This is a genomic window from Lysobacter sp. DMC104, assembly GCF_056313665.1.
Map to the genome: position 1 here is coordinate 115,138 of NZ_JBQUZW010000003.1, position 23,538 is coordinate 138,675.

The following is a 23,538-nucleotide window of genomic DNA, read 5'->3' on the forward strand; positions in this document are numbered from 1 at the left end:
CCGGGCCTTTCGTCGATCGAACCGCTTCGGACTGCGCCGGTCAGCCTGCGCCGGCGAGACCCAGCGAACGGCTCGGGTCGAAGTCGATGCCGGTGATGTAGCGCTTGCCGGCATGCGCCTTGATGTGCACGACGATGTCGATCGTCAGCATCAGCAGGCGCTTGATGACCGAGAACTCCAGGCCCGAACCTTCGTTCGAGGCCTTCACCATCAGCGCCAGCTGGTCCCAGGTCTGCGCCGTGCTGCCGGCGTGGCAGCTGGTGATCGAACCCGGGTGGCCCGACGCGCAGTTTCGGATGAAGTAGAACGCTTCGTCGCCGCGCAACTCGGCCAGGATGATGCGGTCGGGCTTCATGCGGAGGCAGGCCTCCATGCAGCTCTTCGCAGTGACGTTGCTCGCGCTCTGGCCGCCCTTCGAGTACAGCAGGTGCACGATGTTCGGCTGGTCGATGAAGAGTTCGCGGGCGTCCTCGATCGTGACCAAGCGCTCTTCGTGCGGGATATGGCCCACCAGCGACTTCATGAAGGTCGTCTTGCCGCTGCCGGTGGCGCCGGCGACGACGATGTTCTTCTTGTACAGCACCGCCTTCTTGAAGAAGTCGGCGTAGTTGCGCTCCGCACGCAGCGCCAGCAGTTCCTTGTCGAGGTCGCTGACTTCCGGCGCACCTTCGAGGATCTGCTTGAAGAAGCCGCTGTCCACGTAGTTCTGCAGCGTGAAGGTGCGCTTGGCCGGGAGTCGGATCGTGATCGAGACCTTGCCCGAATCGCAGGCCGGCGGAATCACGAACTGCGCACGCTGACCGGTCGGGAAGGTCAGCGACACCACGGGGTCGACGTCGGTGATGCGCTGGCCGGTGTTGCTCTCGTTCACCACCGCGGTGCAGAACTGGCGGGCACGCTCGAAGGTCAGCGACGGGACCTCGATGTGCTTCCAGCCCGAGGTGGTTTCGAGATACAGCTCCCCCGGACGGTTGATGCAGATTTCGGTCACTTCCGGCGAGGACATGTACTCGAGGATGCCGAGCACGCTGTACTGGTATTCCAGGAAGTCATTGGAGACGTTGGCGATCGGTGAGTTGTCGATGTCCATGGGGCTGCGGTCGGCTTGCGGTGGCGGCGGTACCGGCGATGCCGGTCGGGAAGGAACGCGGAAGCGGGAACGAAGTGGAGCCTGTCAGGATACGGGGCCTGCACCACCGAAGCGACGCGAATCCCGGAAACGACGACGCGGCGCCAGACGTGTCCGTGGACACGCCCCGCGCCGCGCCGGACCGCCATCAGCGGTGGATCACGCCGGAGAAATCGACGTCCTGGGCGACGTAGATGTTCAGGATGGTGCCCTGGTTGATGGTCACCGTGGCCGGACGCGCCAGCGCCTTGCTGAGCGCCTGGTTGGCCAGGCGTTCCATCGTCTTCGCCGTGTTGCTGTCGAACGGCTGGGTGACGATGTTGCCGCCGGTGGTCACCGAATCGGTGGAGGGACCATGCTCCGCGGCCTCGTACTTGAAGAGGTCGCTGATCAGGCTGATCATCAGCGCCGAGCTCATCTTGCTGGCCCAGTGCGCGTTGTAGTCGCCCGGATGGCCGGCACCGCCGAGGTTGTCGACGCCCGGACCTTCCAGCGTCACGTCCAAGCCGTTCGGCGTGGTGATGCGATCCCACAGCACCGCGACGCGCGGGCCCTTGGGCTCGCCCTGGTAGCGACCGAGCGCCTTCGAACCCTTCGGCAGCAGCAGCTTGCGGCCGTTGATCGAGTAGACCGGCTCGGTGACGATGCAGGACGTGAAGCCGTCGACGTCGGTGATGATCCGGGTCTCGAGCACGCAGCGGATGTAGGTGCCGCGGACCAGCAGCGTGTCGGGGTTGCGCTGGTACTGCGCGATGCTGACCTTGTTGCCGCCGTCACGCGACGAGGCCGCACCGGCGTCCGCACCCGCGGTGCCGTTCTGCTGCGCGGTGGCGCTGCGCAGGTTGTCGAGCATCGCGTTGAGGACCGGGTCGTTCGGCTGGCCGGTACCCGGCGCACCGCCGCGGCCGCTGTCGGTCATGCCCATGCGGCGCTCGGCAAGCGTCGGGCCCTGCGGGACCGGCGGACCGAAGTCGCGGTCATTGTTGTTGCCGCGATCGTTCCCGCGATTGTTGTTGTTCGCGGCGCGGGCGGGCTCTTCCGGCGGAAGCGGCGGCAGCTCCTGGACCGGCACCGGCTGCGGTTCGGGCTGGACGTCCGCGAAATCCGGACCGTTCGGCGAACCCGCACCCTTCGGCAGGTCGGGGATGACGACCTTTTCTTCCTTCGGCTTCTTGACCTCGTCTTCCTTCTTGGAAGTCGCGTTCTTCAGCACGACGAGCGTCATCAGGATGAGCAGCACCACGATGCCGCCCAGCATCATGATCATCTTGCGGTTGATGCGCTGCGATTCGGCCGCCTTCAGCTGCGGCGCACCGGCGTCGAGGTCGGGCTGCTGCGCCTGCGTCTGCTGCGCGGAGTAATAGGGATTGCTCCCCTGCGCGTTGGGATCGTAGCCCTGGCCGTACGGGTCGCCAGAGGGGTAGTCGCCGGACTGTCCCGGCGGATTCGGCGGGAAATTCTGGTTCACTTTTGCTTGTTCCTACGCAGACCGACGACGTTCTTCCCGTGACGGATGACCAGGAAGGGATAAGTGCCATGGACGACGAGGGTGTTGTCCTCGACCGTGGTGTTGACCAGGAAGTCCTCGCCACCCTCGCGGTCGCGCCCATACACCGACGGGAAATCGCCCGACGGGAAGCGGTTGACGTTGTTGAAACGGATGTAGGTGAACTGGCCGTCGTCGTACACGTTCACCGGGATCAGCCACTTGTTCTTGGTCCGGGTGGAGAACGAATAGTCGAAGTAGTACGTCCTGGTCTTGTCCAGCTCCGTGTCGATCTCGCTCTGGCGGGGCTTCGGCGCACCCTTGGCCTCGGCCGCCGCTGCCGCGTTGAACACGGTGCTGTTGCCGTAGATGAAGGTGATCTTGTAGTTGACGCCGGCACGCTTGGCCTGCTCCAGCGCCGTCCAGTCGGTCGCCACCACCTTGAGTTCGAACAGGTAGGAATGCGTCGCCGTGCGCACCATCATGTTGGTGTCGACGTCGGTGTTCTTCGGCTTCAGGTAGAACACGTTGTCGCGACGGTTGAGCTCCCAGCCCGAGTTGAAGCCCGTGCTGTAGTCGAGGATTTCCTCGCTGGGACTCAGCTCGATCTGGGTGGTGATGCCCAGACCGGTACGGACCTCGTAGATGCGGTCCGGCTCGTATTCGTACTCGACGATGGCTTGCGCGAACGCCGGCCGCACCAGCGCCACCGACGCCAGCACGCACAGCAGGACCGCATAGCAAGAGCGATGCAAGCGACTCATCTGTTGCCTACTCCATTGACTTGATTGGGGGCCTGCGCGGCCGGAACCTGTTGCGGGACGGCCGGGGCGGCACCGGCGGGGTACTGCGGCTGCGGCGCGGCGGGGTTGCCGAAATCGGGCGCCGACGGGTAGACCTGGCCCTGACCAGCCGGGACCTGACCCGGCTGGCCCGGGACGGGCTGACCCGGGATCGCCTGGCCCGGCACCGGCTGGCCGGGGATCGGCTGACCGGGAATGGCCTGGCCCGGATACGGCTGGCCCGGATACGGCTGCTGCGGATAGCCGGCAGGCACCTGCGGCTGGGCGGACACGGGGTTCTCGACCGGCGGAGAGGCGGCGTAGTCGGTGTCGACGGTGTACTCGGTCACCTGGAAGCCCAGCGGGTTGTTCCACCGCTGCTTGTCGTCCATCGACAGGTTCGGCTTGTAGGTGTATTCGAGGCGCGCGATCTTGCTGTCGATCGGCTTGGTGTCGCCGGTCTTCTTGTCGTACTCGACGCGCTGGAAGCGGACCGTGGCGCTGTTGCGGGCGTTGTCACCCGACCCCTTGCGATCCAGCTGGATGCTGAGGATCTTCACGCGGACGGCGCGTTCCTTGCCGTACTTCTTGAACGGGCTGTCGGGGTTGTTGCCAGCGTGGATGGCGGCATAGCCGTTGCGCACGTTCGGCGCGGACAGCACGTTCACCAGATCCCAGTCACGCAGGTTCATCATGGCCACGTCGAACGACTCGCGGGCAATGATGTACTGGGCGACGTTGCTGCGACCCAGCGCTTCGCTCTGGGTGATGCTGTTGGGGCTGTTGAAGTCGCCGCGCAGGGTGGCGACGGTGGCCTGTCCGGTGAAGGCGTCGGCCATGATCAGGTAGGGCACTTCCTTCTTGAGCGGAAGGATGTAGATGAACCCGCCGACCATCGTGATCACGATGGCCAGGCAGGTCCAGGCGATCATCCACGCGCGCTTTTCACTGCGCCGGGCGAGGTCGGCGATGCTGACCTCGAAGTTGACGCCTTTCGCGACCGAGTTGTCGATCTGCGGCGATTCTTTTTTCTTGCCGAGCATTCTGAAGCCTGTAGTCCCGAATGGATTGGAAAGGGTCCGGTCCCGGCGAACGGCGCGCGTGCGCCGCCGCCGGCGCGCATCAGGGCGCGGAACTCCCGCCGGCATCGCCGGAGGCGATGCGCACGACGATCTCGTTGCCGCTCACGCCGATCGACACCTGCTGGGCAGCGTAGGCGGCGTTGAGCTGGGACACGGCCTCCTGCAGGCTCGGGGTGCGGACGTCCGCGACCGCCGAGTACAGGGTGTAGTCCATCGGATGACGGTAGGTGAGCGTCATGTGCGAATCGTCCGCCCAGCGCTCGAGCATGTTCTTGAGCGTGCGATCCATCGGGGAGGCGTAGTAGAGATAGGTGTCCTGCAGCGGGATCGCCTGGGTCTCTTCCGCGAAACGGTTGACGGTCTTCCAGCGACCGCCGAAGTCCGGGGCCGGGCGCGTGGCGCAGCTGGAAAGGGCCACCGCGCAGAGCGCGGCGAACAGGAGCTTGGTCAGGATCGAGATTCGAGATTTCACACGCCACCCGGGAAAAGATCGGAGAAATTGAGTGAAACACAGGATGGAACGGGAACCCCACCCGTCCGACGCGCGGACGGCTGGAACGCAGGCACGGAACGGGTCCGCGCACGGGAGCCGACCAGAGGCACCACGGGCGGAACTTCGACGGGCAAATGGCACCGGACACGGTACGACCGGGTGCGGGTAGGCGGATTCCCTGTTGTCACGACAGATCAGGCCCCCTCCTCGCACCGATCATCGCCGCCGGTCGTTCCCTAGTGTCGCGAACTGCTGCGGCGTCCTTCTGCTCATCCCAGTGTGCTCCCCCGCACCCCGCGACCTGCGGACCGGGGTCCACGGGGCGGCAGGCTGGAACGCATCCTTGGCTGCGTCGGGGGAACATAGCCCGTTCCCACGTGATTGGTCAAGAAATCCCTGTGCAGTCGACGCCGTTCCCGGCATCAGCCGGCGCCACGGGCATGTGCATCATGCAAACGCGACGGGAAACCCGCGCTTCGCGCTTGCATTCGTCATCGAGAGCGTGAACTGCCGCACATTCCCGGCCGACGTCAGGTCGCGGGACGCAGCCGTCCCTCGTGAAGCTCCAGGACGCGATCCAGTCGCGATGCCAGGGCACGGTCATGGGTGACCAGGACCAGGCTGGTGCCCTGCTCGCGATTGAGCCCGAGCATCAGGTCGAACACGGTGGCCGCGGTCTTCTCGTCGAGGTTGCCGGTGGGCTCGTCGCCGAGCACGCAGGCAGGCCGGTTGACCAGCGCACGGGCCACGGCGGCACGCTGGCGTTCACCACCGGACAGCTCGCCCGGCTTGTGTTCCAGCCGATGGCCCAGACCGACCGATTCGAGCAGCCTGCGGGCGCGCCCCCCGGCCTCGGCCACCGAGGTCCCGTTGAGCAGCACCGGCAGCATCACGTTCTCCAGCGCGGTGAACTCGGGCAGCAGGTGGTGGAACTGGTAGACGAAGCCCAGCGCGCGATTGCGCAGGCGGCCGCGATCGGCATCGGAAAGGTCGCTCATGCGCTGGCCGGCGACGTAGACCTCGCCCCGGGTCGGCCGGTCGAGGCCGCCAAGCAGGTGGAGCAGCGTGCTCTTGCCGGCGCCGGACGCACCGACGATCGCGACCGTCTCGCCCGACGCCACCGTCAGTTGCAGCCCCTCGAAGACCGGCGTGTGCAGCCGGCCCTCGGCGTAGGTCATCGCGAGGTCCTCGCAGCGGATCACCGCGTCCCGCGTCGTCGGCTCATTCATAGCGCAGCGCCTCCGCCGGCGCGGTGCGGGCCGCGCGCCACGCGGGGTACAGCGTGGCGAGGAAAGCCATGGTGAGCGCCACCAGCGCGATCACGGTGACATCGAACGCGCGCAGCTCGGTGGGCAGGCCGGTGATGTAGTAAACGTCCTCGGGCAGCAGCTCGACATGGAAGGCGTTCTCGATCGCTTCGAGGATGTACTGCAGGTTGAGCGTGAGCAGGATGCCGCCGATCACGCCGGAGACGGTGCCGATGATGCCGATCATCGAGCCCTGCACCATGAACACCTGCATCACCCCGCCCGGCGTCAGCCCGAGCGTGCGCAGGATCGCGATGTCGGCCTGCTTGTCGGTGACCAGCATCACCTGCGAATTCACCAGGGTGAAGGCACCCATCAGGATGATCAGCGACAGCAGGATCGCCATCATCGTCTTCTCCAGCTTCAGCGCGCGGAACATGTTGGCGTTCTCGTGCGACCAGTCGCTGACGCGGAAGGTCTCGTTCATGCGCGCGGCGAGCCGGCGCGCCAGTTCGCGCGAGACGTCCCAGGCCTGGTCCATGTCGTGCAAGCGCAGGCGCACGCCCGTGACGCCGTCGCCCATGCGCAGCAGGCGCTGGGCGTCGGCGATGTGCACGACGGCGAGGTTGCGGTCGAATTCCTGGTGCCCGGCCTCGAACAGGCCGGTGACCTTGAAGCGCTTGGTCTGCACCATCGCGCCCAGCGGCGTGCTCTGGAATTCCGGGGTGTAGACGATCACCGAATCGCCGACGCCGACGCCCAGCCACAGCGCCAGCTCGCGGCCGAGGACGATGTTGTACTCGCCCGGCACCAGCGATTTCAGCGAGGTGCCGTCGACCATCTTCTTCGCCAGCACCGACACCTGTCCTTCCGCTGCCGGGTCGACGCCGCGCAACAGTGCGCCCTCTTCCTGCGGGCCCTGCAGCATCACCGGGCGTTCGATGTACGGCGCCGCACCGGCGACGCGCGGGTCGCGCTTCGCTTCGCTCACGGCTTCGGCCCAGCCCTGCAGTGGCTGGCCGTCGGCGCTGATCGTGGCATGCGCGGCCATCTGCAGCATGCGGTCGCGGATCTCGCGCTGGAAGCCGCTCATCACCGCAAGCGTCGTGATCAGCGCGGCCACGCCGAGCGCGATGCCCAGCATCGAGGCCAGCGAGATGAAGGAGATGAAGCCGTTGCGGCGCTTGGCGCGGAGATAGCGCAGGCCGATGGCGACGGACAGGGGTTTGAACATGGCGACCCGCGGGCTGAATCCGGCTATGGTGCCATCCGCCCTGCCCGGCGCCCAGCATCGATCCGGTCCGCGGCCAGTCGCAGTTCACGACGCCCGGTGGCGTCCAGCGTGTCGGGCCAGAAACTGCCACGGGCGATCCGGCCCGACGCCTCGCGCCAGGCGACGAAGGCCAGCGGTCCGCGCCAGGCGACGCGCAGGTCGCTCACGGCGTCGCCATCGACCGTGGCGTGGCCATCGCCATCGACCACGATCAGGCGCACCGGCCGTTGCGCCTCGGAACGGGCCCGCCACAGCCCGGTCGCGCATGCGGCGAATGCCAGCGGCCAGGCGAAGGCGCGCGGCATCTCCGAGGCGAGCACCGCCATCGGCGCAAGCGCCGACAGCGCGAGCAGCGCGGCGACCGGCCAGCGCGAAGCGCGCAGCTCAAACCGGGAGGGCGCGGATGCGTTCGACGAGCGCATGCAGCTCGGTGTCGTCGGGCGTCTCGTAGCCGAGGAACCAGCGCCACAGGCGATCGTCCTCGCAGGCGAGCAGCCGCTCGAAGGTCTGGCGCTCGTCGGCGGATGCGTCGCCCCAGACGCGATCGAGATAGCGCAGGCACAACTGGTCGAGCTCGCGCATGCCGCGGCGGCAGCGCCAGCGCAGGCGCTGGCGTTCGGCGTCGTCGGTTGCGGTGCTCATGGCGCGACCAGCCCGTAGCCGAGCACGCACCACAGTGCGAACAGCACGAACACGCCGGCCGCGAACGCGCGGAACCGGTGCATCACGCGGTTGTAGCTGCACTGGATGACGCTGTGGACGATGCGCGTGGCGACGTAGGCCCACGCCAGGCCCAGCACCAGCGGCCCCGTCTGCCCGGTGATCGCCGCCACCGCCAGCGCGAAGTAGAACAGCACCGGCATCTCGAACAGGTTGCGGAAGTTGTCCGCCGGCGCGACGTCGGCGTAGAGCGCCGCGGCCTGCTGCGAGGTCGCGACCTGCTGCGGACGAACGCGGTCGCGCTTCATCTGCGCGACGCGGCGCCGGAACATCACGATCAGGACGACGAAGGTCAGCGCGACCATCGCGAGGCCGGGCAGGAGGACGGTGGTGCTGGCGCCTTGGGCGATCATGAGTGAGACGATCAGGGGTCAGAAGCTGTGGACGCAGTGGTCCTGGTCCACCTCGACCCTGCCCTCGCGCCGGGTGAAGGCCGAGCAGGCCCTCGGGGAGGCGTCTTTCTCGCACGTCGCCGCGATGCGCTCCAGCAGCGAGCGATCCTGCGCCAGTGCATCGCAGAACGTGCCGCTGAAGACCGCCGAGACCGTCTCCTCGCTGGCATGCGGACGCAGGAAATCGCCGCTGACGTAGTCGGCGACGTCGGTGTCGCCGACCTCCGGGATCGAGGCGCAGGCGCGGATCGCCGCCTGCCCCTCCGCCGCGTGGACGCAGGCGACCAGCGCACGCCCGGCGTCGCTGGCGTAGAACGCTTCCGCCCGGCCCAGCACGTCGTCGGGAATGGTGCGCGCCATCAGCGGCAGCCAGCCGTCACGGGAGCGGGACCACACGACCAGGCGCATGGTGTCGGCGATGAGCCGGGTGGCGGGGTCCTCGGACGCGGGATCGGCGATGCTCAGCATCGTGGTGTCGTAGATCTTCGGGAACTGCGACACGTCGACCAGCGCTTCGATCCGGTGCAGCCGCTGCGGATCGACGGGCTCCGGCGGAGCCGCTTCCTTCACCGGCTCCGCATGCGCGAGCGACGACGCCGCCGCGCACAGGACGAGCGCGGCCAGCCATGCGACACGCGCGGGCGCCCCGCCCCGGCCGATCACACCTGCCGCGCCAGCATCAGCCGCTTGATCTCGCCGATCGCCTGCGCGGGGTTCAGGCCCTTCGGGCAGGTCCGCGCGCAGTTCATGATCGTGTGGCAGCGATACAGCTTGAACGGGTCTTCCAGATCGTCGAGGCGCGCACCGGTGTCCTCGTCGCGGCTGTCGATGATCCAGCGGTAGGCCTGGAGCAGGATCGCCGGACCGAGGTATCGGTCGCCGTTCCACCAGTAGCTCGGGCAGCTGGTGCTGCAGCAGGCGCAGAGGATGCACTCGTACAGGCCGTCGAGCTTGGCACGGTCTTCCTTCGACTGCAGGCGCTCGCGATCCGGCGGTGCTGGGGTCTGCGTGCGCAGCCACGGGCGGATCGACGCGTACTGCGCGTAGAAGTGGGTGAGGTCCGGCACCAGGTCCTTGATCACCGGCATGTGCGGCAGCGGGTAGATCGGAACCTCCTTGCCGCCGCAGTCGTCGATCGCCTTGGTGCAGGCCAGCGTGTTGGTGCCGTCGATGTTCATCGCGCACGAACCGCAGATGCCCTCGCGGCAGGAGCGGCGGAACGTCAGCGTCGGGTCGATCTCGTTCTTGATCTTGATGAGCGCGTCGAGAACCATCGGCCCGCACGTGTCGAGGTCGACCTCGTACGTGTCGGTACGCGGATTCTCGTCGTCGTCCGGGCTCCAGCGATAGATCTTGAACTCGCGCACCCGCTTGGCGCCGGCCGGCGCGGAGAAGCGCTTGCCCTTGTGGACCTTGGAATTCTTGGGAAGGGTGAACTCGGCCATTGTCTCGATCCGGAATGCGGTGCCGTGGGCGGTCAGTAGGTGCGCTTCTTCGGCGGAACGACGTCGACGTCGCCGGTCAGCGTGTACATGTGCACCGGCCGGTAGTCGAGCTGCGTGTTGCCCGCGCCGTCGGTCGAGCACAGCGTGTGCTTCATCCAGTGCTCATCGTCGCGGATGCCCTCGTCGGCGAGGTTGCCCTGCTCGTCCTTGGCCCAGAAGTCCTCGCGGGCGTGGGCGCCACGGGATTCCTTGCGGTTCTCGGCCGACACGATGGTGACCAGTGCCTGGCCGAGCAGGTTCTGCAATTCCAGCGTCTCGATCAGGTCGGAGTTCCACACCAGCGAACGATCGCTGACGCGGACGTCGTCGAAGCCCTTCACGCATTCGCGGATGCGTTCGACGCCGTCCTTCAGGCCTTCCGGCGTGCGGAACACCGCCGCGTCCTTCTGCATGATGCGCTGCATGCGCAGGCGAAGTTCCGCGGTCGACGTGCCGCCGTTGGCGTTGCGGGCGCGATCGAGGTTGGCCAGCGCCTGGTCGCAGGCGTCGGACGCCAGCGTCTTGTGCGCGGCGCCCGGCTTGATCGTCTCGGCGCAGCGATTGGCGACGGCGCGGCCGAACACCACGAGGTCGAGCAGCGAGTTCGAGCCGAGGCGGTTCGCGCCGTGCACCGAGACGCAGGCCGCTTCGCCGATGGCGTACAGGCCCGGCACCACTGCGTCGGGATTGCCGTTGCGCAGTTGCACGACTTCGCCGTGGTAGTTGGTCGGGATGCCGCCCATGTTGTAGTGCACGGTCGGGATCACCGGGATCGGCTGCTTCTCGACGTCGACGCCGGCGAAGATCCGCGCACTCTCGGCGATGCCGGGCAGCTTCTCGTGGATGTCCTTCGGGTCGAGGTGGGTCAGGTCGAGATGGATGTGGTCGCCGTGTTCGCCGACGCCGCGGCCTTCGCGGATTTCCAGCGTCATCGAGCGCGAGACGACGTCGCGCGAGGCGAGGTCCTTCGCGTTCGGCGCGTAGCGCTCCATGAAGCGCTCGCCCTTGTTGTTGCGCAGGATGCCGCCTTCGCCGCGCACGCCTTCGGTGATCAGGCAGCCCGCGCCGTAGATGCCGGTCGGATGGAACTGCACGAACTCCATGTCCTGCAGGCCGAGGCCCGCGCGCAGCGCCATGCCGCCGCCGTCGCCGGTGCAGGTGTGCGCCGATGTCGCCGAGAAGTACGCACGGCCGTAGCCACCGGTGGCCAGCACCACGCCCTGGGCGCGGAACAGGTGCAGCGTGCCTTCGGCCATGTCCAGCGCGAGCACGCCGCGGCAGGCGCCTTCGGCGTCCATGATCAGGTCGAGCGCGAAGTATTCGATGAAGAAACGCGCGTCGTGCGCCAGCGATTGCTGGTACAGCGTGTGCAGGATCGCGTGGCCGGTGCGGTCGGCGGCGGCGCAGGTGCGCTGCGCGGTGCCCTTGCCGTAGTGCGTGGTCATGCCGCCGAATGGACGCTGGTAGATCCTGCCGTCCTCGGTGCGCGAGAACGGCACGCCCTGGTGTTCGAGTTCGATGATCGCGGGGATGGCCTCGCGGCACATGTACTCGATCGCGTCCTGGTCGCCCAGCCAGTCCGACCCCTTGATGGTGTCGTAGAAGTGGAAGCGCCAGTCGTCCTCGCCCATGTTGCCCAGCGCGGCGGAAATGCCGCCCTGCGCCGCGACGGTGTGCGAGCGGGTCGGGAAGACCTTGGTGAGGCAGGCCGTCTGCAGGCCCTTCTGCGCGAGGCCGAAGGTGGCGCGGAGACCGGCACCGCCGGCGCCGACCACGATCATGTCGTACTTGTGTTCGGTGATCTTGTAGGCAGTCATGTCGATCAGGCCAGCAGCGCGATCCGGCCGATCGCGTAAAGGGAAGCAAGGGCGCCCAGCGCGCAGGCGAACAACACCAGCACCTGCAGCGCGAGTTCGATGGCGCGGTGGTGGACGTAGTCCTCGATCACCACCTGCAGGCCCATGCGGGCATGCGAGAACAGGCTGATCGCGAACAGCGCCAGCACGATCGCGTTGAGCGGCTTCGCGAGCGCCGTCTGCACCTGGGCCTGGTCGGCACCGGCCAGCGCGACCAGCATGCCGAGCACCCACGGGGCCAGCAGCGCGAGGAAGACGGCGGTGACGCGTTGCCACCAGAAGTGGCCGGTGCCCGACTTGGCGGACCCCAGACCGCGAGCGCGGCCGACCGGGGAACGGTAATCGCGGGTCGTCGGGGTGCTCATGCCTTGCCTCCCAGTGCGACGACCCAGATCAGGGCGGTCAACACGAACGTCAGCGCGATCACGGTATAGCCGGAGCGGTACACCTGCGGGATGCGGAAGCCCCAGCCGAGATCCCACAGCAGATGGCGGATGCCATTGAGCAGGTGGTACATCAGCGCCAGCGAGAAGCCGAACAGCACCAGCTTGCCGAACGGCGAGGCCAGCAGGGCCGCGGCGTTGGCGTAGGTCTCGCCGCCGCGGGCCACGGCCAACAGCCACCAGGCCAGGCCGAACGCGCCGAGGGAGAGGACGATGCCGCTGATGCGATGCAGGATCGACATCACGCTGGTGATCTGCTTGCGGTAGATCTGCAGGTGCGGCGACAGGGGACGTGCGCGTTGGGTCATTCGAGTGGCGCCCTGATCGGTCAAGTGAGGAACAACACCCCGGAGAGCCGGAGCATCTAAACAAGCAAGCGCATCAGAAATCGATGCAGCGTCCGTTCTTCTCCCAGTCCCCGTAGCGCGTGGGGTCCGGGCCCTCGCGACCGCCGATCTCCTTCGCCGGGACGGGCGGCCGCTGCGCGGGCGCCGGTTCGGTCACCGGGAGTTCCGGATCGGTCGCGGAGATGAGAACGGTTTCGCCTATCATGGTCGGGATTCCTGAACCGTGAAGTTTAAGTCCCGCCCCCATGCCGGACAACCCGCAAGCTGCACCGGACCGCTGGTTCCGTCTCTCAGACCATCGTCTACTGTCCCTGACAGGGCGCGATGCCGTCGCGTTTGCGCAGGCGCAGACGATGAACGACGTCGCCGCGCTGGAGGACGGCCGCTGGCAGTGGAACGGCTGGCTGACGGCCAAGGGCCGCGTGATCGCGTTGTTCGGACTGGTGCGCATCGCTGCTGATACGGTGTGGCTGGTCGTTCCGGATGCAGATGCGGACGCCCTCGCCGACCAGCTGCGTCGCTTCGTGTTCCGCAGCAAGGTCGCGATCACGGTGCGCGACGATCTGGCCATCGCCGGCCGCCTGCGCGCGTCGGATCTCGCCTCCGGCAACCACTGGGCGGGCGATCCGGCCCATGCCATCGAACTGGACCTCTCCGGCGACCTCGACGGAGGCCACGCGGGCCGCGGCCTGCGCATCGGCCAGACGGTGACGGCAGACGACGACCCGGTCGCCCTCGCCGCATGGCGCCGCGAGGATCTGGCGCACGGCTGGCCACGGCTCGACGCCGCGCAGTCCGAACAATGGACACCGCAGCAACTCTCGCTCGAACGCCTGCGCGCCTTCAGCGTGAAGAAAGGCTGCTATCCGGGCCAGGAGATCGTGGCGCGGACCCACTTCCTCGGGCAGGCCAAGCGCGGGCTCGCGCTGATCGAGGCCGATGCGCCACCGTCGCCCGGATCGGCACTGGATGACGCCGACCCGCAGGCCGGGACCGTCGTGTCCACGGCCGGCACGCACGCGCTGGCGGTGGTGCCGCTCGACCCCGCCTCGTCGTCCCCGGCCGCCCGAAACGACGGAAGCCCCGCGACGGGCGGGGCTTCCTGGCGATTCGCGCCGCTCCGCGAAGGGCTGGCGCGCTGACGGCGTCGGCGTCGGTCAGATGAGCGAGCGCGAGCCCATCTGCATCGGCGCCTGTTCCTGGCCCTGCTGGCGGACCTGTTCCTGCGCCTGGGCCTGCGACAGCTGCGGCGCATGCTGCGCATTGATCCGGTTGACCTCGTCGAAATTGCGCTCGGCGGGCTGGGTCAGGTCCTGGGTCGGCACGGCGAGCGTGCGCACGGTCGGGTTGTTGGGGTCACCCTGGTACATGATTGCGTAGCGACCGGGCACGTCACCGCGGCTGAGCACGACGCCGTCCACTTCGGCCCGCGGATCGAGCGAGGCGTTTTCGCGGGTGGCTTCGGCCTTGTACGCGCGCAGCATCGCGGCGGTGGCGCGGTCGTTCATGTCGCCGGTCGCGGCGATGCCGCTCTCGCCATGCATGCGTTCGACCATGTTCCGCATGTTCATGTAGCGATCATGATCGGGATGACCGGGATCGGACGGGTTCTGGGGTGCGTACTGCATCACGGACTCCTGAAGGCCGGCAGGGGAAACGGGCCCGATGTTACACCGGGCCCCGGGACGGGCCAACCGCGCACGGCCGGCATGGACGGAGGCGAAACGAAGCTCAGGAGGCCGGCTTCGCGTCCGCAGGCCTGGCGCCGGCAGCGGGCGTCTCCTGCGCCTTGGCCGGGGCCGTTTCGGCCTCGGGGAAATAGAACCGGATCTCCTGCTGCAGCGCAGACAGGCCGGGATCGGCCGCCAGCTTGACCGCGGCCTCCGCGGCCGTCGACTTCAGCCACGCCATGCCGTCCTTGCCCAGCCCGGCATCGGCGTCACCCGCGGCCCAGATGTTGATCGCACGGGTGGACGTGCGCTCGAAGCTGCAGCTCGCCACCGCCTTGCCGTTGAGCATCACTTCGTAGCGGATCACCAGGCGCTCGCTGGTCACCACCGGCAGCAGGCCCAGCGTGCTGCCGGACAGGACCGCGCTGAGCAGGCCGGCCGCCTGCCCGCCCGCGGTCGGGCGGCTGGTGTGGGTGACGATGAGCTTCAGCGGGCTGCCGTAGAGCTCCTTGTCCAGCGCGGCGTAACCCGGCTGCGCCTTGAAGATCTTGAACAGTTCGTCCTCGGCCAGCGAGCTGAGGAAGATCATCGCCGGCAGCGCAGGGCCCGCGGGAGGCGCGGGCACTGCGTCCGCGGACGCGGCGGCCGCAGGCGAGGCCTCGCCCTGCGCAGGCGCAGGCGCGGGCGTCGCCGGCACTGACACGGTGGCGCGGCCGGGCACAACGAGCGGCACCGGCCTGGCCGCGGACGCGACCGAGGCGATGCCGAGGCAGAGCACGACGAAAACGGTGCGGATCATGGCGTCGGCTCCGGTCACTGGTAGCAGTTCAGCTGGACGGTGTTGGACAGCGCGGCCTCGTTGGCGATCTGCATGCTGCCCGCGCCCTGCGGTTTCGACAGGTCGAACGCCACGCCCTCGCGCCGCAGGAACTTCACCACGTGGCGCGCGTCCAGCGCGAAATTGACGTTCTGCGGGATCAGTCCGTCCTTCACCAGCGACTCCGCGTTGAGCGTGCTCACCGCGACGCCCAGCACCTCGCCGTTGTCCGACACGATCGGCCCGCCGCTGTTGCCCGGCTGGATCGGGGCCGAGAACTGGAAATGGCCGAGCGAGCCGCGGATGCCCTTGCTGGCGCTGACGTTGCCACGGGTCAGGTTCGGCGAATCGCCGAGCAGGCCGTGCAGCGGATAACCGACGCTGGTGACGGACTCGCCGAGCTGGATCGCCTGGCCGTCGCGGAACACGAGCGGCTTCTCGCGGGGACGCCCGGAATCGAGCACGGCCACGTCGAGCAGGTCGCTGGACGCCTTCGCGGTGAGGATGAAGGTCTTGTCGTCCTGGTGTGCCTCCAGCAGCGTGCATTCGCGCGCCACGTGGGCGGCGGTCAGCAACTGGCCGGTGCGATTGATGAAGAACGCGGTGCCGGTCCGCAGCGGCTTGGCGTGGTCGACCAGCACGGCGGGGTCGATCTTCGCGGTCTCGCCACGATCGGGGAACGCCTCCGGCGACGGATTCACCTGGCGGCCCACGTCCTGCAGCACGGCCTGCACGGCCTGCCGCGACGCACTGAAGGCCGCCGCGTTGAAGTTCATGCCCTTCACCGGGACGATCCGGTCGACGCTGTCGCCGTGCAGCTTCTTGCCGTCGGGATCGTAGACGTCGTACTGGATCGTGAGATGGACCTTGCCAGCGACCGGGGTCCACGTCGGATTCATGTCGAGCAGCAACCCGTACTTGTGCCCGGCCGATGCCGGCAGCAGGGTCATGTTCGGAAAGTACAGCGGCGCGACTTCGCCCAATGCGTCCGACAGTGCCTTGCCCGGCTCGATCCATACGTTGAGGCGAGTGAGGTAGGCGCGGGAGGTCAGATCCGCCGGCGGCACGTAGATCGCGACCACGGTCGGGTTGGACACCGGCGCCGGCGCCTGGGACGCTGCCCGGACCGCGACGGGCGCGATGGCGAACGCGAAAGCGAGCGCAAGGCCCGGGAACATCGACGATGGAACACGCATGCGGGACACCTGCAGCCAAGTCCGCGGGCGCCGTGACGCGACGGCACCCGGTGCGGGCGGTCGCGACGGCGCGCGGAAAGGGGGATGGGGGACGGGCGGAGTGTAGCAACGCCCCCCATCGCTGTCAGCCGCACGATCCCGCGATCGGGTGTTCAGCCCGCCAGCGCGTCCGCCGCGGCGACGATGTCGTCATCCGCCGGGATCACCAGGAACGCGGCGCCCGCGAGCGGGGTGAACGTGTCGGCACCGACCACGCGCTTCAGCGGCACGCCACCGAACCCGCCCTCGACCAGCGCGGTGATCACGCCCTCGCCCACGCCCGCACTGCGGCGGCCCTCGTCGACGATGAGGATCCGCTTCGCGCCGGCGGCCTGTTCGCGGATGAACGCCTCGTTGAGCGGCACCAGCCAGCGCAGGTCGACCACGCGGGTCTTCCAGCCGTGTTTCGCCTCGATGCGTCGGGCCGCGCGCAGGCTCATCGGTACGCCGTTGCCGAAGGTGAAGACCACGAGGTCGTCGCCACGGCTGCCGTCCTCCGGTGCATACGTGCGGCCCTCGCCGAACGGCATCGCCTGCTCCGGCGACGGGTATTCGGTCTGCCACAGGCCGTCACCGGTCTCGTGCAGGTCCTTGGTCATGTACAGCGCGATCGGTTCGAGGAAGGCGCAGACGCGGCCATCCACCTTCGCCAGCGCCATCAGCGTGCGCAGCATCGTCGCGGCGTCGTCGCCGCGCGACGGGCAACCGACGACGAGACCCGGAATGTCGCGCAGCGCGGTGATCGAGTTGTCGTTGTGGAAATGGCCGCCGAAGCCGCGCTGGTAGCCCAGCGAGGCGATGCGCATCACCATCGGGTTGCGGTACTGGCCGTTGCTGAAGAACTGCAGGCTGGCCGCCTCGCCGCGGATCTGGTCGCAGGCGTTGTGGAAGTACGCGAGGTACTGGATCTCGGGCATCGGCAGCATGCCCATGTTCGCGTAGCCCTGCGCGAGGCCGAGGATCACCGTCTCGTCGAGCAGCGTGTTGAAGATGCGCTTCGGCCCGAACGCCTTGTGCAGGCCCTTCGTCACCGTGTAGACGCCGCCCTTCTGCGCCACGTCCTCGCCGAACAGCATCGTCTCGGGATATTTGCAGAACAGATCGTGCAGCGCCTGATTGATCTGGATCGCGAGGTGCTTCGCCGGCTGCTGCTCGGGCAGCTTCGCTTCACCGCCGAACACCTGCAGGCGCTTGTCGGCGTAGTCGAAGCGCTCGGCTTCGGCTTTCACCGCGGCGGGCGTGTACGGCGCCAGCGGCTTCATCACGTCTTCGAGCGTGGTCAGGCGCGGACGACGGTCGGCGTCCTCGGCGGCGGCGAAGCACTTCGCGCGCGTCGCCTCGTACAGGCCGAGGATCTCGTCCTTCGACATCAACCCGGATTCGAGCGCGATCTGCGCGCTGCGCAGCAGCGGATCGCTCGCCTCCACTGCACACAGCTCCTCGATGTTGCGCCACTCGATCTCGAAATCGGTGCCGGCGTGGCCCATGATCCGCGTGGTGCGCAGGTGCAGGAAGGTCGGACGACGCGTGCGGCGGCAGTGCTCGACTGCGGCCTGCACCTGACCGTAGCCGGCGGCGAGGTCGAGACCGTCGGCGTAGAAATAGTCGAGGTCTTCGCGATGACGATAGTTGCGCGCGACCCAGCCGTCCGGCGTCTTCACCGAGATGCCGATGCCGTTGTCCTCGCACACGTACAGCACCGGCGCCGGCAGCTTCTGGTACGCGGTCCACGCCGCGGCATTGAACGCGGTCTGCGCGGTGGCGTGGTTGCTGGAGGCATCGCCGAACGAGCAGATCGCGATGCTGTCGTCGGGGATCGGCAGCGCGTGGCCGATGCGGCGCGCGTGCTCGATCGCGATCGCCGTGCCCAGCGCCTTCGGCAGATGCGAGGCGATCGTCGAGGTCTGCGGCAGTACCCACAGCGGCTTGCTGCCCCACACCTTGTGGCGACCGCCGCTCGCGGGATCTTCCGCACTCGCCGCGAACGACAGCGCCGAATCCATCACCGGATCCATGCCCGGCAGCTTGCGGAAGCGCTCGGCCATGAAACCGCCGGAACGGTAGTGCAGGAACGCCGGATCGGTGTGGCGCGTGAGCCGCGCGACCATCGCGTTGCCCTCGTGGCCCGAGGAACCGATGGTGTAGAAGACCTTGTTCTGCACGCGCAGCACGCGGGCCATCAGGTCGAGATGGCGCGAGATCAGCTGCGATTCGAACAGTTCGCGGAAGCCCTGCGCGTCGAGCGCGCTGCCGTCGAGGATGGCCTCGCCCGGTGCCGGCTTCGGCTGCGCGGCGCCGTCCCACTCCTTCACGAACGTCTGGAAATTGACGTCGCAGATCTCGGCGCGGTTCAGGCCCTTCATGCGGGCCGGGATGGGATTCGGAACGGTCGCGAACATGGCGCTCTCCCCCGCTCCCGCAAGGCGGGAGCCGGACGATGGTGGAATTCGGAAATTCAGTCTTCGATGCGGTCGGCGTCGCGCATCGGCACGAAGCCCGGCTGCTGCATCACCCGCTTGACCCAGCGCTCGACGTGCGGATAGCCGCCGAGGTCGAAGCCGCCGTCTTCGGCGACGTGGGTGTAGGCGAACAGCGCGATGTCGGCGATGGTGTAGTGCTCGCCGCCGAACCACGGCAACCGGCACAGGTGCCGCTCCATCGCCGCCAACGCCTCGTCGCCCGATGCCTTCAGCGCATCGAGGTGGGCACGGCGCGGATGGTCCGGCGGCAGGTACTTGCGGATGAAGCGCGACACCGCGATGCAAGGCTCGTGGCTGTACTGCTCGAAGAACATCCACTGCAAGGTCTTCGCGCGGTCCCACGCGTCGTCCGGCAGCAGCGGCGTGCCCTGCGCAAGGTAGTTCAGGATCGCGTTCGACTCGGACATCGTGCGGCCGTCGGCCAGACGCATCACCGGCACCTTGCCGCGATCGTTCATCGCCAGGAATTCGGGCGAGAGATTCTCGCCGCGGGTCACGTCGATCTCTTCCCAGTCGTAGTCGCGGCCAAGCTGCGCCATCAGCAGTTGCAGCTTGTAGCAGTTGCCCGACGAGGACATGCCGTACAGCGTGATCATGCGAAGCGCTCCCGGTTGACGCGCCATTCCTCGCGGGTCTGGCCCCAGAGGTCGATCACGTGCGTGTCGTGCGGCGGCGCGAACGGGACGGGGCCGCGATTGGTCGAGCCCAGGCGCTGCGCGACCCGCTGCGACGGCACGTTGTCCGGCCGGATCGAATGGACGACGTCGTCCCAGCCGAGCACATCGAACGCCCAGTCCATCGACGCGACGCAGGCTTCGGTGCAGTAGCCCTTGCCGCGCGCATCCTGGTGGAACGCATAGCCGACTTCGGTGCCGGGCCAGCCGTCCGGATACCACGGCCCGGCCTGCCCGACCCACAACCCGCTCGCCTTCTCGATCACCGAGAACATCGCGAAGCCCTGCAGCATCCACGCGCCCGGCATCTGCAGGAATCGCCGCCACGCATCCGCACGCACGTACGGGCCGCCGATGACGGCCGACGAGTCGTGCGCGAAGAATTCGGCGTAGCGGTCGAAATCCTCGACCTGCGGGACGCGCAGGATCAGGCGTTCGGTCTCGAGCACCGGCGTGTCCATGCGCGTCGCGCCCCTGCCCCGGTCAGAACGCGTTGATGCCGGTCAGCTCGCGGCCGACCACCAGCTGGTGCACGGTTTCCGTGCCTTCGTAGGTGATCACCGATTCGAGGTTCAGCGCGTGGCGGATCGGGCAGTGCTCGGTGGTGATGCCGGCGCCGCCGAGCAGGTCGCGCGCCTCGCGGGCGATGTCGATCGCCATGCGCACGTTGTTCCACTTCGCCAGCGACACCTGCGTCGGCTGCATGTTGCCGGCGTCCTTCAGGCGACCGAGCTGCAGCGAGATCAGCTGTGCGGCGGTGATGCGTCGGGCCCAGTCGGCCATCTTGATCTGCGCGCTCTGCGTCGCCGCGACCGGGCGATCGAACAGGATGCGCTCCTTGCTGTAGCGCAGCGCCTCATCGAGACAGGCGATGGCCGCGCCGATCGGGCCCCAGGTGATGCCGTAGCGCGCCTGCGTGAGGCAGCCGAGCGGCCCCTTCAGGCCCTTCACGTTCGGCAGGCGATTGGCGTCCGGCACCCGCACGTTGTCGAAGAACAGCGCGCTGGTGACCGACGCGCGCAGGCTCATCTTGTGCTTGATTTCCTGGGCGGTGAAGCCCGGCATGCCCTTCTCCAGCACGAAGCCCTGGATGCCCTCGTCGGTCTGCGCCCAGACGATCGCGATGTCGGCGAGGTTGCCGTTGGTGATCCACATCTTGGAGCCGTTGATCACCCAGTCGCCGCCATCGCGCACGGCGCGGGTCTTCATGTTCGCCGGGTCGGAGCCGCCGTGCGGCTCGGTCAGGCCGAAGCAGCCGATGACCTTGCCCGCGGCCATGTCCGGCAGCCAGCGCATGCGCTGCTCTTCGGAACCATAGGCGTAGATCGGGTACATGCACAGCGACGACTGCACGCTGACGAAGCTGCGGATGCCGGAATCGCCGCGCTCCAGCTCCTGGCAGATCAGGCCGTAGCTGACGCCGTTGAGGCCGGCGCAACCGTATTTTTCCGGCAGCGATGGGCCGAGCAGGCCGAGTTCGGCGATCTCGGGGATCAGTTCCTTGGGGAAGCGGCCTTCGTCGAAGGCCTTGCCGATGATCGGCAGCACGCGCTCGTCGGTGAAACGGGCGACCGTGTCCTGCACGGCACACTCTTCTTCGCTGAGCAGGGAGCGGACGTCGTACAGATCGTAGGGATGCAGGGCCATGGTTTCGGGGTCGTGGACGGGCAAAACGCCATTGTAAGGGGGCATCCTGCACAATCGATACCTGCGAACCGGAAAGACGATATCGGCAAAACGCCGACTTCGGACGCCAACTCCGCGATTTCGCCAGCCCCCGGAAAAGCGGCGGGGCCGGATCGCTCCGGCCCCGCCTGGCGCGATCGTCCGAGGGGTCGATCGCGATTCCTGCAACCTCGGTTCAGCCGCGGCCCGGGGCCCCGGCAGTGGCGACGGCGGTCACCACCTCGCCATCGACGACCGGCAGGCGATCGCCCGGCTTCTCGTCCATGCGCAGGTGCTGCTCGGTGCCACGGTAGCGATAGGTCACGTCGTAGCCGACGACGTCGTTGCGATGGCCCAGCGGGATGCGGCTGCCCGGCTTGCGGTCGGTGCGCATCGTGCCGGTGCTGCCGTCGGGATTGCGGTAGGTGACGTTCCACGCCACGGTGCGGCTCTGGCTGGACGTGTCGGTGACGGTGTGGCACTGGCGCTCGGTCCGGGTCACGACCTTGCCGCCGACGTGACGCTTGTCGATCTCGTGGCCGGCGAAACCGCCGCCGACGGCACCGGCCACGGTCGCCAGCTTGCGGCCGTCGCCCTTGCCGACCTGGTTGCCGACGAGCCCCCCGATCAGCGCACCTGCGACGGTGCCGCCGACGTTGCCGTCACGTTCCGGCAGGCGTTCCTGCACGGCCACGTCCTCGCAGACTTCGCGCGGCGTGCTGGCGGTGGTGGTCTCACGGATCGGTTCGGTGCCCAGCACGGTCGCGTATTGCGCCGAGCGCTCGGTCACCGGCTTCACCGCCACGACGTCGGCGTATTCGAGTCCGCCTGCGGCCGGGATGCGGTTGTCGTCGACCGGATGGTCGTCCGCGGCGAGTGAAGCCGGGCGGGCGAGATCGGACGGCTCAACGAACGGATCGGCGCCGGACGGGGCGCGATTGCCGAGATAGGCGGCCGTGGCGACGCCGCCGAGGAGCAGTGCGCCGATGGCGACGGCGATGGTGGTCTTCTGGTTCATGCGGTCCTCCTGAAAGACGGCATTCGGTGGATTCCCCCGCTGAGGGCGGATTGCAGCACCGGGAAGCTGAACCCGGACCGATCCCGGCCACCTGCGCGTGACGGAACCCTGAATCCCGCCCCGAAAGCTGCAGACAGCGTGATAGCGTTCGCGCAATCGCATCGCTCCGGAGTCGTCGCCATGGCCAACCCGCTCCTCGCCCCGATCCTCGGCTTCCTGGGCCGTCTGAGTTTCCCGCGCCTGTTCATGATCGCCGCGACCCTGTGGGCGATCGACATGGTGATCCCCGATTTCATTCCCTTCATCGACGAACTGCTGCTGGGCATCGGCACGCTGCTGCTGGCGAGCCTGCGCAAGCGCCGCACGCCCGAAGTGCAGTCGACCAAACCGCCAATCGAAGGCCAGCGCAGCACCTGATCCTCCATGCTGGTCGACAGCCACGCGCACCTCGACGCGCCCGAATTCGATGCCGACCGCGACGCGGTGCTCGCGCGGGCGCGCGCTGCCGGCGTGATGCGGCAGATCGTGCCGGCGGTGAATGCCGCCGGCTGGCCGAAGCTGCGAGATCTCTGCGCACGCGAGGCCGGGCTTCTGCCTGCGTACGGCCTGCACCCGATGTATCTCGACGATCATCGCGAAACGCATCTCGCCGAACTGCGCACGTGGATCGAACGCGAGCGCCCGGTGGCCGTCGGCGAATGCGGGCTCGATTTCTTCGTCGAGGGACTCGATCCCGAACGACAGGCGCGGTTCTTCGACGGCCAACTGCGGCTGGCGCGCGATTTCGACCTGCCGGTGGTCGTGCATGCGCGGCGCGCGGTCGATGCGGTACTGGCCGCGATCCGACGCTTCGGCCCGCTGCGCGGCGTGATCCACAGTTATCCGGGCAGTGCCGACCAGGCGAAGCGACTGTACGACCTAGGCTTCCTCGTCGGCATCGGCGGGCCGGTCACGTACGAACGCGCGAACCGCCTGCGCACGCTGGCGGCGACGCTGCCGATCGAATGCCTGCTGCTGGAAACCGATGCTCCCGACCAACCCGACAGCAGGCATCGCGGACAACGCAACGAACCGGCGCGTCTGCTCAACGTGCTCGACACCATCGCGGCGCTGCGCGGCATGGCGCCTGCGGAACTCGCGGCGGCCACGACGGCGAATGCGGAACGCCTGTTCCGTATTCCCCCGAATCGGTAGAGCGGGCTTCAGCCCGCTTGTTGGCGTTCTGGATGGTTCCCAGCGGGCTGA

The 23,538-nt window shown here is 68.0% G+C and carries 27 protein-coding genes; 3 read left to right on the top strand and 24 right to left on the bottom strand.

All coding sequences use genetic code 11. The features are described from left to right. Window positions 1-40 precede the first annotated feature (40 nt). The 16 genes from virB11 to ACT53R_RS05500 form a co-directional block, all read right to left on the bottom strand. The gene (gene virB11, locus ACT53R_RS05425) at window positions 41-1,090 is read right to left on the bottom strand and encodes a P-type DNA transfer ATPase VirB11 (protein WP_476170826.1); all 1,050 of its coding nucleotides are present in this window, start codon (window positions 1,088-1,090) and stop codon (window positions 41-43) included. A 187-nt stretch (window positions 1,091-1,277) separates the two neighbouring features. Then, a complete protein-coding gene (locus ACT53R_RS05430; RefSeq protein ID WP_476170827.1) occupies window positions 1,278-2,597 on the bottom strand; it encodes a TrbI/VirB10 family protein in 1,320 nt (439 codons plus the stop codon). Then, window positions 2,594-3,379 carry a TrbG/VirB9 family P-type conjugative transfer protein gene (locus tag ACT53R_RS05435; protein WP_476170828.1) on the bottom strand — a complete coding sequence of 262 codons (786 nt, stop codon included), beginning with the start codon at window positions 3,377-3,379 and terminating at the stop codon, window positions 2,594-2,596. Before ACT53R_RS05435 ends, ACT53R_RS05430 begins: the two co-directional genes overlap by 4 nt. Continuing rightward, window positions 3,376-4,440: a VirB8 family type IV secretion system protein gene (locus ACT53R_RS05440; RefSeq protein ID WP_476170829.1), complete on the bottom strand. Its 1,065-nt coding sequence runs from the start codon at window positions 4,438-4,440 to the stop codon at window positions 3,376-3,378. The genes ACT53R_RS05435 and ACT53R_RS05440 overlap by 4 nt, the downstream gene beginning before the upstream one ends. 79 nt (window positions 4,441-4,519) lie before the next feature. Continuing rightward, a complete protein-coding gene (locus ACT53R_RS05445; protein ID WP_476170830.1) occupies window positions 4,520-4,951 on the bottom strand; it encodes a TcpQ domain-containing protein in 432 nt (143 codons plus the stop codon). A gap of 551 nt (window positions 4,952-5,502) precedes the next feature. After that, complete coding sequence (gene lolD, locus ACT53R_RS05450; protein ID WP_476170831.1) at window positions 5,503-6,201, bottom strand: lipoprotein-releasing ABC transporter ATP-binding protein LolD; 699 nt, start codon at window positions 6,199-6,201, stop codon at window positions 5,503-5,505. Continuing rightward, window positions 6,194-7,453 carry a lipoprotein-releasing ABC transporter permease subunit gene (locus ACT53R_RS05455; RefSeq protein WP_476170832.1) on the bottom strand — a complete coding sequence of 420 codons (1,260 nt, stop codon included), beginning with the start codon at window positions 7,451-7,453 and terminating at the stop codon, window positions 6,194-6,196. Before ACT53R_RS05455 ends, lolD begins: the two co-directional genes overlap by 8 nt. 23 nt (window positions 7,454-7,476) lie before the next feature. After that, complete coding sequence (locus ACT53R_RS05460; protein WP_476170833.1) at window positions 7,477-7,914, bottom strand: hypothetical protein; 438 nt, start codon at window positions 7,912-7,914, stop codon at window positions 7,477-7,479. Next, window positions 7,877-8,134: an FAD assembly factor SdhE gene (locus ACT53R_RS05465; RefSeq protein WP_476170834.1), complete on the bottom strand. Its 258-nt coding sequence runs from the start codon at window positions 8,132-8,134 to the stop codon at window positions 7,877-7,879. The genes ACT53R_RS05460 and ACT53R_RS05465 overlap by 38 nt, the downstream gene beginning before the upstream one ends. Beyond that, a complete protein-coding gene (locus ACT53R_RS05470) occupies window positions 8,131-8,565 on the bottom strand; it encodes an MAPEG family protein (protein WP_476170835.1) in 435 nt (144 codons plus the stop codon). Before ACT53R_RS05470 ends, ACT53R_RS05465 begins: the two co-directional genes overlap by 4 nt. Before the next feature lie 18 nt (window positions 8,566-8,583). Continuing rightward, window positions 8,584-9,267, bottom strand: coding sequence for a hypothetical protein (locus ACT53R_RS05475; protein WP_476170836.1), 684 nt, complete (start codon window positions 9,265-9,267; stop codon window positions 8,584-8,586). Beyond that, window positions 9,264-10,049: a succinate dehydrogenase iron-sulfur subunit gene (locus tag ACT53R_RS05480; RefSeq protein ID WP_476170837.1), complete on the bottom strand. Its 786-nt coding sequence runs from the start codon at window positions 10,047-10,049 to the stop codon at window positions 9,264-9,266. The genes ACT53R_RS05475 and ACT53R_RS05480 overlap by 4 nt, the downstream gene beginning before the upstream one ends. 32 nt (window positions 10,050-10,081) lie before the next feature. Next, complete coding sequence (gene sdhA, locus ACT53R_RS05485) at window positions 10,082-11,905, bottom strand: succinate dehydrogenase flavoprotein subunit (protein WP_476170838.1); 1,824 nt, start codon at window positions 11,903-11,905, stop codon at window positions 10,082-10,084. 5 nt (window positions 11,906-11,910) lie between these two features. Then, window positions 11,911-12,309, bottom strand: coding sequence for a succinate dehydrogenase, hydrophobic membrane anchor protein (sdhD, locus tag ACT53R_RS05490; protein WP_476170839.1), 399 nt, complete (start codon window positions 12,307-12,309; stop codon window positions 11,911-11,913). Beyond that, window positions 12,306-12,695, bottom strand: a complete 390-nt coding sequence (sdhC, locus tag ACT53R_RS05495; RefSeq protein WP_476170840.1) for a succinate dehydrogenase, cytochrome b556 subunit — start codon at window positions 12,693-12,695, stop codon at window positions 12,306-12,308. Before sdhC ends, sdhD begins: the two co-directional genes overlap by 4 nt. A 73-nt stretch (window positions 12,696-12,768) precedes the next feature. Continuing rightward, window positions 12,769-12,939, bottom strand: a complete 171-nt coding sequence (locus tag ACT53R_RS05500) for a DUF1674 domain-containing protein (RefSeq protein WP_476170841.1) — start codon at window positions 12,937-12,939, stop codon at window positions 12,769-12,771. A 40-nt stretch (window positions 12,940-12,979) separates the two neighbouring features. Between ACT53R_RS05500 and ygfZ the strand changes: the two genes are divergently transcribed. Continuing rightward, complete coding sequence (gene ygfZ, locus ACT53R_RS05505) at window positions 12,980-13,876, top strand: CAF17-like 4Fe-4S cluster assembly/insertion protein YgfZ (RefSeq protein WP_476170842.1); 897 nt, start codon at window positions 12,980-12,982, stop codon at window positions 13,874-13,876. A gap of 15 nt (window positions 13,877-13,891) precedes the next feature. Here ygfZ and ACT53R_RS05510 read toward each other — a convergent pair whose 3' ends face one another. The 8 genes from ACT53R_RS05510 to ACT53R_RS05545 form a co-directional block, all read right to left on the bottom strand. Further along, the gene (locus ACT53R_RS05510) at window positions 13,892-14,362 is read right to left on the bottom strand and encodes an XVIPCD domain-containing protein (RefSeq protein ID WP_476170843.1); all 471 of its coding nucleotides are present in this window, start codon (window positions 14,360-14,362) and stop codon (window positions 13,892-13,894) included. A 103-nt stretch (window positions 14,363-14,465) separates the two neighbouring features. Further along, window positions 14,466-15,203 (bottom strand): hypothetical protein, encoded by a 738-nt coding sequence (locus ACT53R_RS05515; protein ID WP_476170844.1) that lies wholly within the window; start codon window positions 15,201-15,203, stop codon window positions 14,466-14,468. Window positions 15,204-15,217: 14 nt separating this feature from the next. Next, window positions 15,218-16,417 carry a S1 family peptidase gene (locus tag ACT53R_RS05520; protein WP_476170845.1) on the bottom strand — a complete coding sequence of 400 codons (1,200 nt, stop codon included), beginning with the start codon at window positions 16,415-16,417 and terminating at the stop codon, window positions 15,218-15,220. 152 nt (window positions 16,418-16,569) lie between these two features. After that, a complete protein-coding gene (locus tag ACT53R_RS05525) occupies window positions 16,570-18,855 on the bottom strand; it encodes a thiamine pyrophosphate-dependent enzyme (RefSeq protein ID WP_476170846.1) in 2,286 nt (761 codons plus the stop codon). Between the two features lie 56 nt (window positions 18,856-18,911). Further along, window positions 18,912-19,532 carry a glutathione S-transferase family protein gene (locus tag ACT53R_RS05530; protein ID WP_476170847.1) on the bottom strand — a complete coding sequence of 207 codons (621 nt, stop codon included), beginning with the start codon at window positions 19,530-19,532 and terminating at the stop codon, window positions 18,912-18,914. After that, entirely contained in the window at window positions 19,529-20,071 is a 543-nt protein-coding gene (locus tag ACT53R_RS05535) for a GNAT family N-acetyltransferase (protein WP_476170848.1), read from the bottom strand. Before ACT53R_RS05535 ends, ACT53R_RS05530 begins: the two co-directional genes overlap by 4 nt. 22 nt (window positions 20,072-20,093) lie before the next feature. Beyond that, a complete protein-coding gene (locus ACT53R_RS05540) occupies window positions 20,094-21,257 on the bottom strand; it encodes an acyl-CoA dehydrogenase family protein (RefSeq protein WP_476170849.1) in 1,164 nt (387 codons plus the stop codon). Window positions 21,258-21,471: 214 nt separating this feature from the next. Continuing rightward, window positions 21,472-22,293, bottom strand: a complete 822-nt coding sequence (locus ACT53R_RS05545) for a glycine zipper 2TM domain-containing protein (protein ID WP_476170850.1) — start codon at window positions 22,291-22,293, stop codon at window positions 21,472-21,474. A 180-nt stretch (window positions 22,294-22,473) separates the two neighbouring features. Between ACT53R_RS05545 and ACT53R_RS05550 the strand changes: the two genes are divergently transcribed. Together ACT53R_RS05550 and ACT53R_RS05555 are read left to right on the top strand one after the other, a co-directional pair. After that, a complete protein-coding gene (locus tag ACT53R_RS05550; protein WP_476170851.1) occupies window positions 22,474-22,710 on the top strand; it encodes a DUF6116 family protein in 237 nt (78 codons plus the stop codon). A gap of 6 nt (window positions 22,711-22,716) precedes the next feature. Further along, window positions 22,717-23,487 carry a TatD family hydrolase gene (locus ACT53R_RS05555; protein ID WP_476170852.1) on the top strand — a complete coding sequence of 257 codons (771 nt, stop codon included), beginning with the start codon at window positions 22,717-22,719 and terminating at the stop codon, window positions 23,485-23,487. The last annotated feature ends 51 nt before the right edge of the window (window positions 23,488-23,538 follow it).

Bases quoted from the DNA above. Each gene is read 5' to 3' on its own strand.
- virB11 (WP_476170826.1), bottom strand. From the start codon at position 1,090: ATGGACATCGACAACTCACCGATCGCCAACGTCTCCAATGACTTCCTG.
- ACT53R_RS05435 (WP_476170828.1), bottom strand. From the start codon at position 3,379: ATGAGTCGCTTGCATCGCTCTTGCTATGCGGTCCTGCTGTGCGTGCTG.
- ACT53R_RS05440 (WP_476170829.1), bottom strand. From the start codon at position 4,440: ATGCTCGGCAAGAAAAAAGAATCGCCGCAGATCGACAACTCGGTCGCG.
- lolD (WP_476170831.1), bottom strand. From the start codon at position 6,201: ATGAATGAGCCGACGACGCGGGACGCGGTGATCCGCTGCGAGGACCTC.
- ACT53R_RS05455 (WP_476170832.1), bottom strand. From the start codon at position 7,453: ATGTTCAAACCCCTGTCCGTCGCCATCGGCCTGCGCTATCTCCGCGCC.
- ACT53R_RS05460 (WP_476170833.1), bottom strand. From the start codon at position 7,914: ATGCGCTCGTCGAACGCATCCGCGCCCTCCCGGTTTGAGCTGCGCGCT.
- ACT53R_RS05465 (WP_476170834.1), bottom strand. From the start codon at position 8,134: ATGAGCACCGCAACCGACGACGCCGAACGCCAGCGCCTGCGCTGGCGC.
- ACT53R_RS05470 (WP_476170835.1), bottom strand. From the start codon at position 8,565: ATGATCGCCCAAGGCGCCAGCACCACCGTCCTCCTGCCCGGCCTCGCG.
- ACT53R_RS05480 (WP_476170837.1), bottom strand. From the start codon at position 10,049: ATGGCCGAGTTCACCCTTCCCAAGAATTCCAAGGTCCACAAGGGCAAG.
- sdhA (WP_476170838.1), bottom strand. From the start codon at position 11,905: ATGACTGCCTACAAGATCACCGAACACAAGTACGACATGATCGTGGTC.
- sdhD (WP_476170839.1), bottom strand. From the start codon at position 12,309: ATGAGCACCCCGACGACCCGCGATTACCGTTCCCCGGTCGGCCGCGCT.
- sdhC (WP_476170840.1), bottom strand. From the start codon at position 12,695: ATGACCCAACGCGCACGTCCCCTGTCGCCGCACCTGCAGATCTACCGC.
- ACT53R_RS05500 (WP_476170841.1), bottom strand. From the start codon at position 12,939: ATGATAGGCGAAACCGTTCTCATCTCCGCGACCGATCCGGAACTCCCG.
- ygfZ (WP_476170842.1), top strand. From the start codon at position 12,980: ATGCCGGACAACCCGCAAGCTGCACCGGACCGCTGGTTCCGTCTCTCA.
- ACT53R_RS05510 (WP_476170843.1), bottom strand. From the start codon at position 14,362: ATGCAGTACGCACCCCAGAACCCGTCCGATCCCGGTCATCCCGATCAT.
- ACT53R_RS05515 (WP_476170844.1), bottom strand. From the start codon at position 15,203: ATGATCCGCACCGTTTTCGTCGTGCTCTGCCTCGGCATCGCCTCGGTC.
- ACT53R_RS05520 (WP_476170845.1), bottom strand. From the start codon at position 16,417: ATGCGTGTTCCATCGTCGATGTTCCCGGGCCTTGCGCTCGCTTTCGCG.
- ACT53R_RS05525 (WP_476170846.1), bottom strand. From the start codon at position 18,855: ATGTTCGCGACCGTTCCGAATCCCATCCCGGCCCGCATGAAGGGCCTG.
- ACT53R_RS05530 (WP_476170847.1), bottom strand. From the start codon at position 19,532: ATGATCACGCTGTACGGCATGTCCTCGTCGGGCAACTGCTACAAGCTG.
- ACT53R_RS05535 (WP_476170848.1), bottom strand. From the start codon at position 20,071: ATGGACACGCCGGTGCTCGAGACCGAACGCCTGATCCTGCGCGTCCCG.
- ACT53R_RS05540 (WP_476170849.1), bottom strand. From the start codon at position 21,257: ATGGCCCTGCATCCCTACGATCTGTACGACGTCCGCTCCCTGCTCAGC.
- ACT53R_RS05545 (WP_476170850.1), bottom strand. From the start codon at position 22,293: ATGAACCAGAAGACCACCATCGCCGTCGCCATCGGCGCACTGCTCCTC.
- ACT53R_RS05550 (WP_476170851.1), top strand. From the start codon at position 22,474: ATGGCCAACCCGCTCCTCGCCCCGATCCTCGGCTTCCTGGGCCGTCTG.
- ACT53R_RS05555 (WP_476170852.1), top strand. From the start codon at position 22,717: ATGCTGGTCGACAGCCACGCGCACCTCGACGCGCCCGAATTCGATGCC.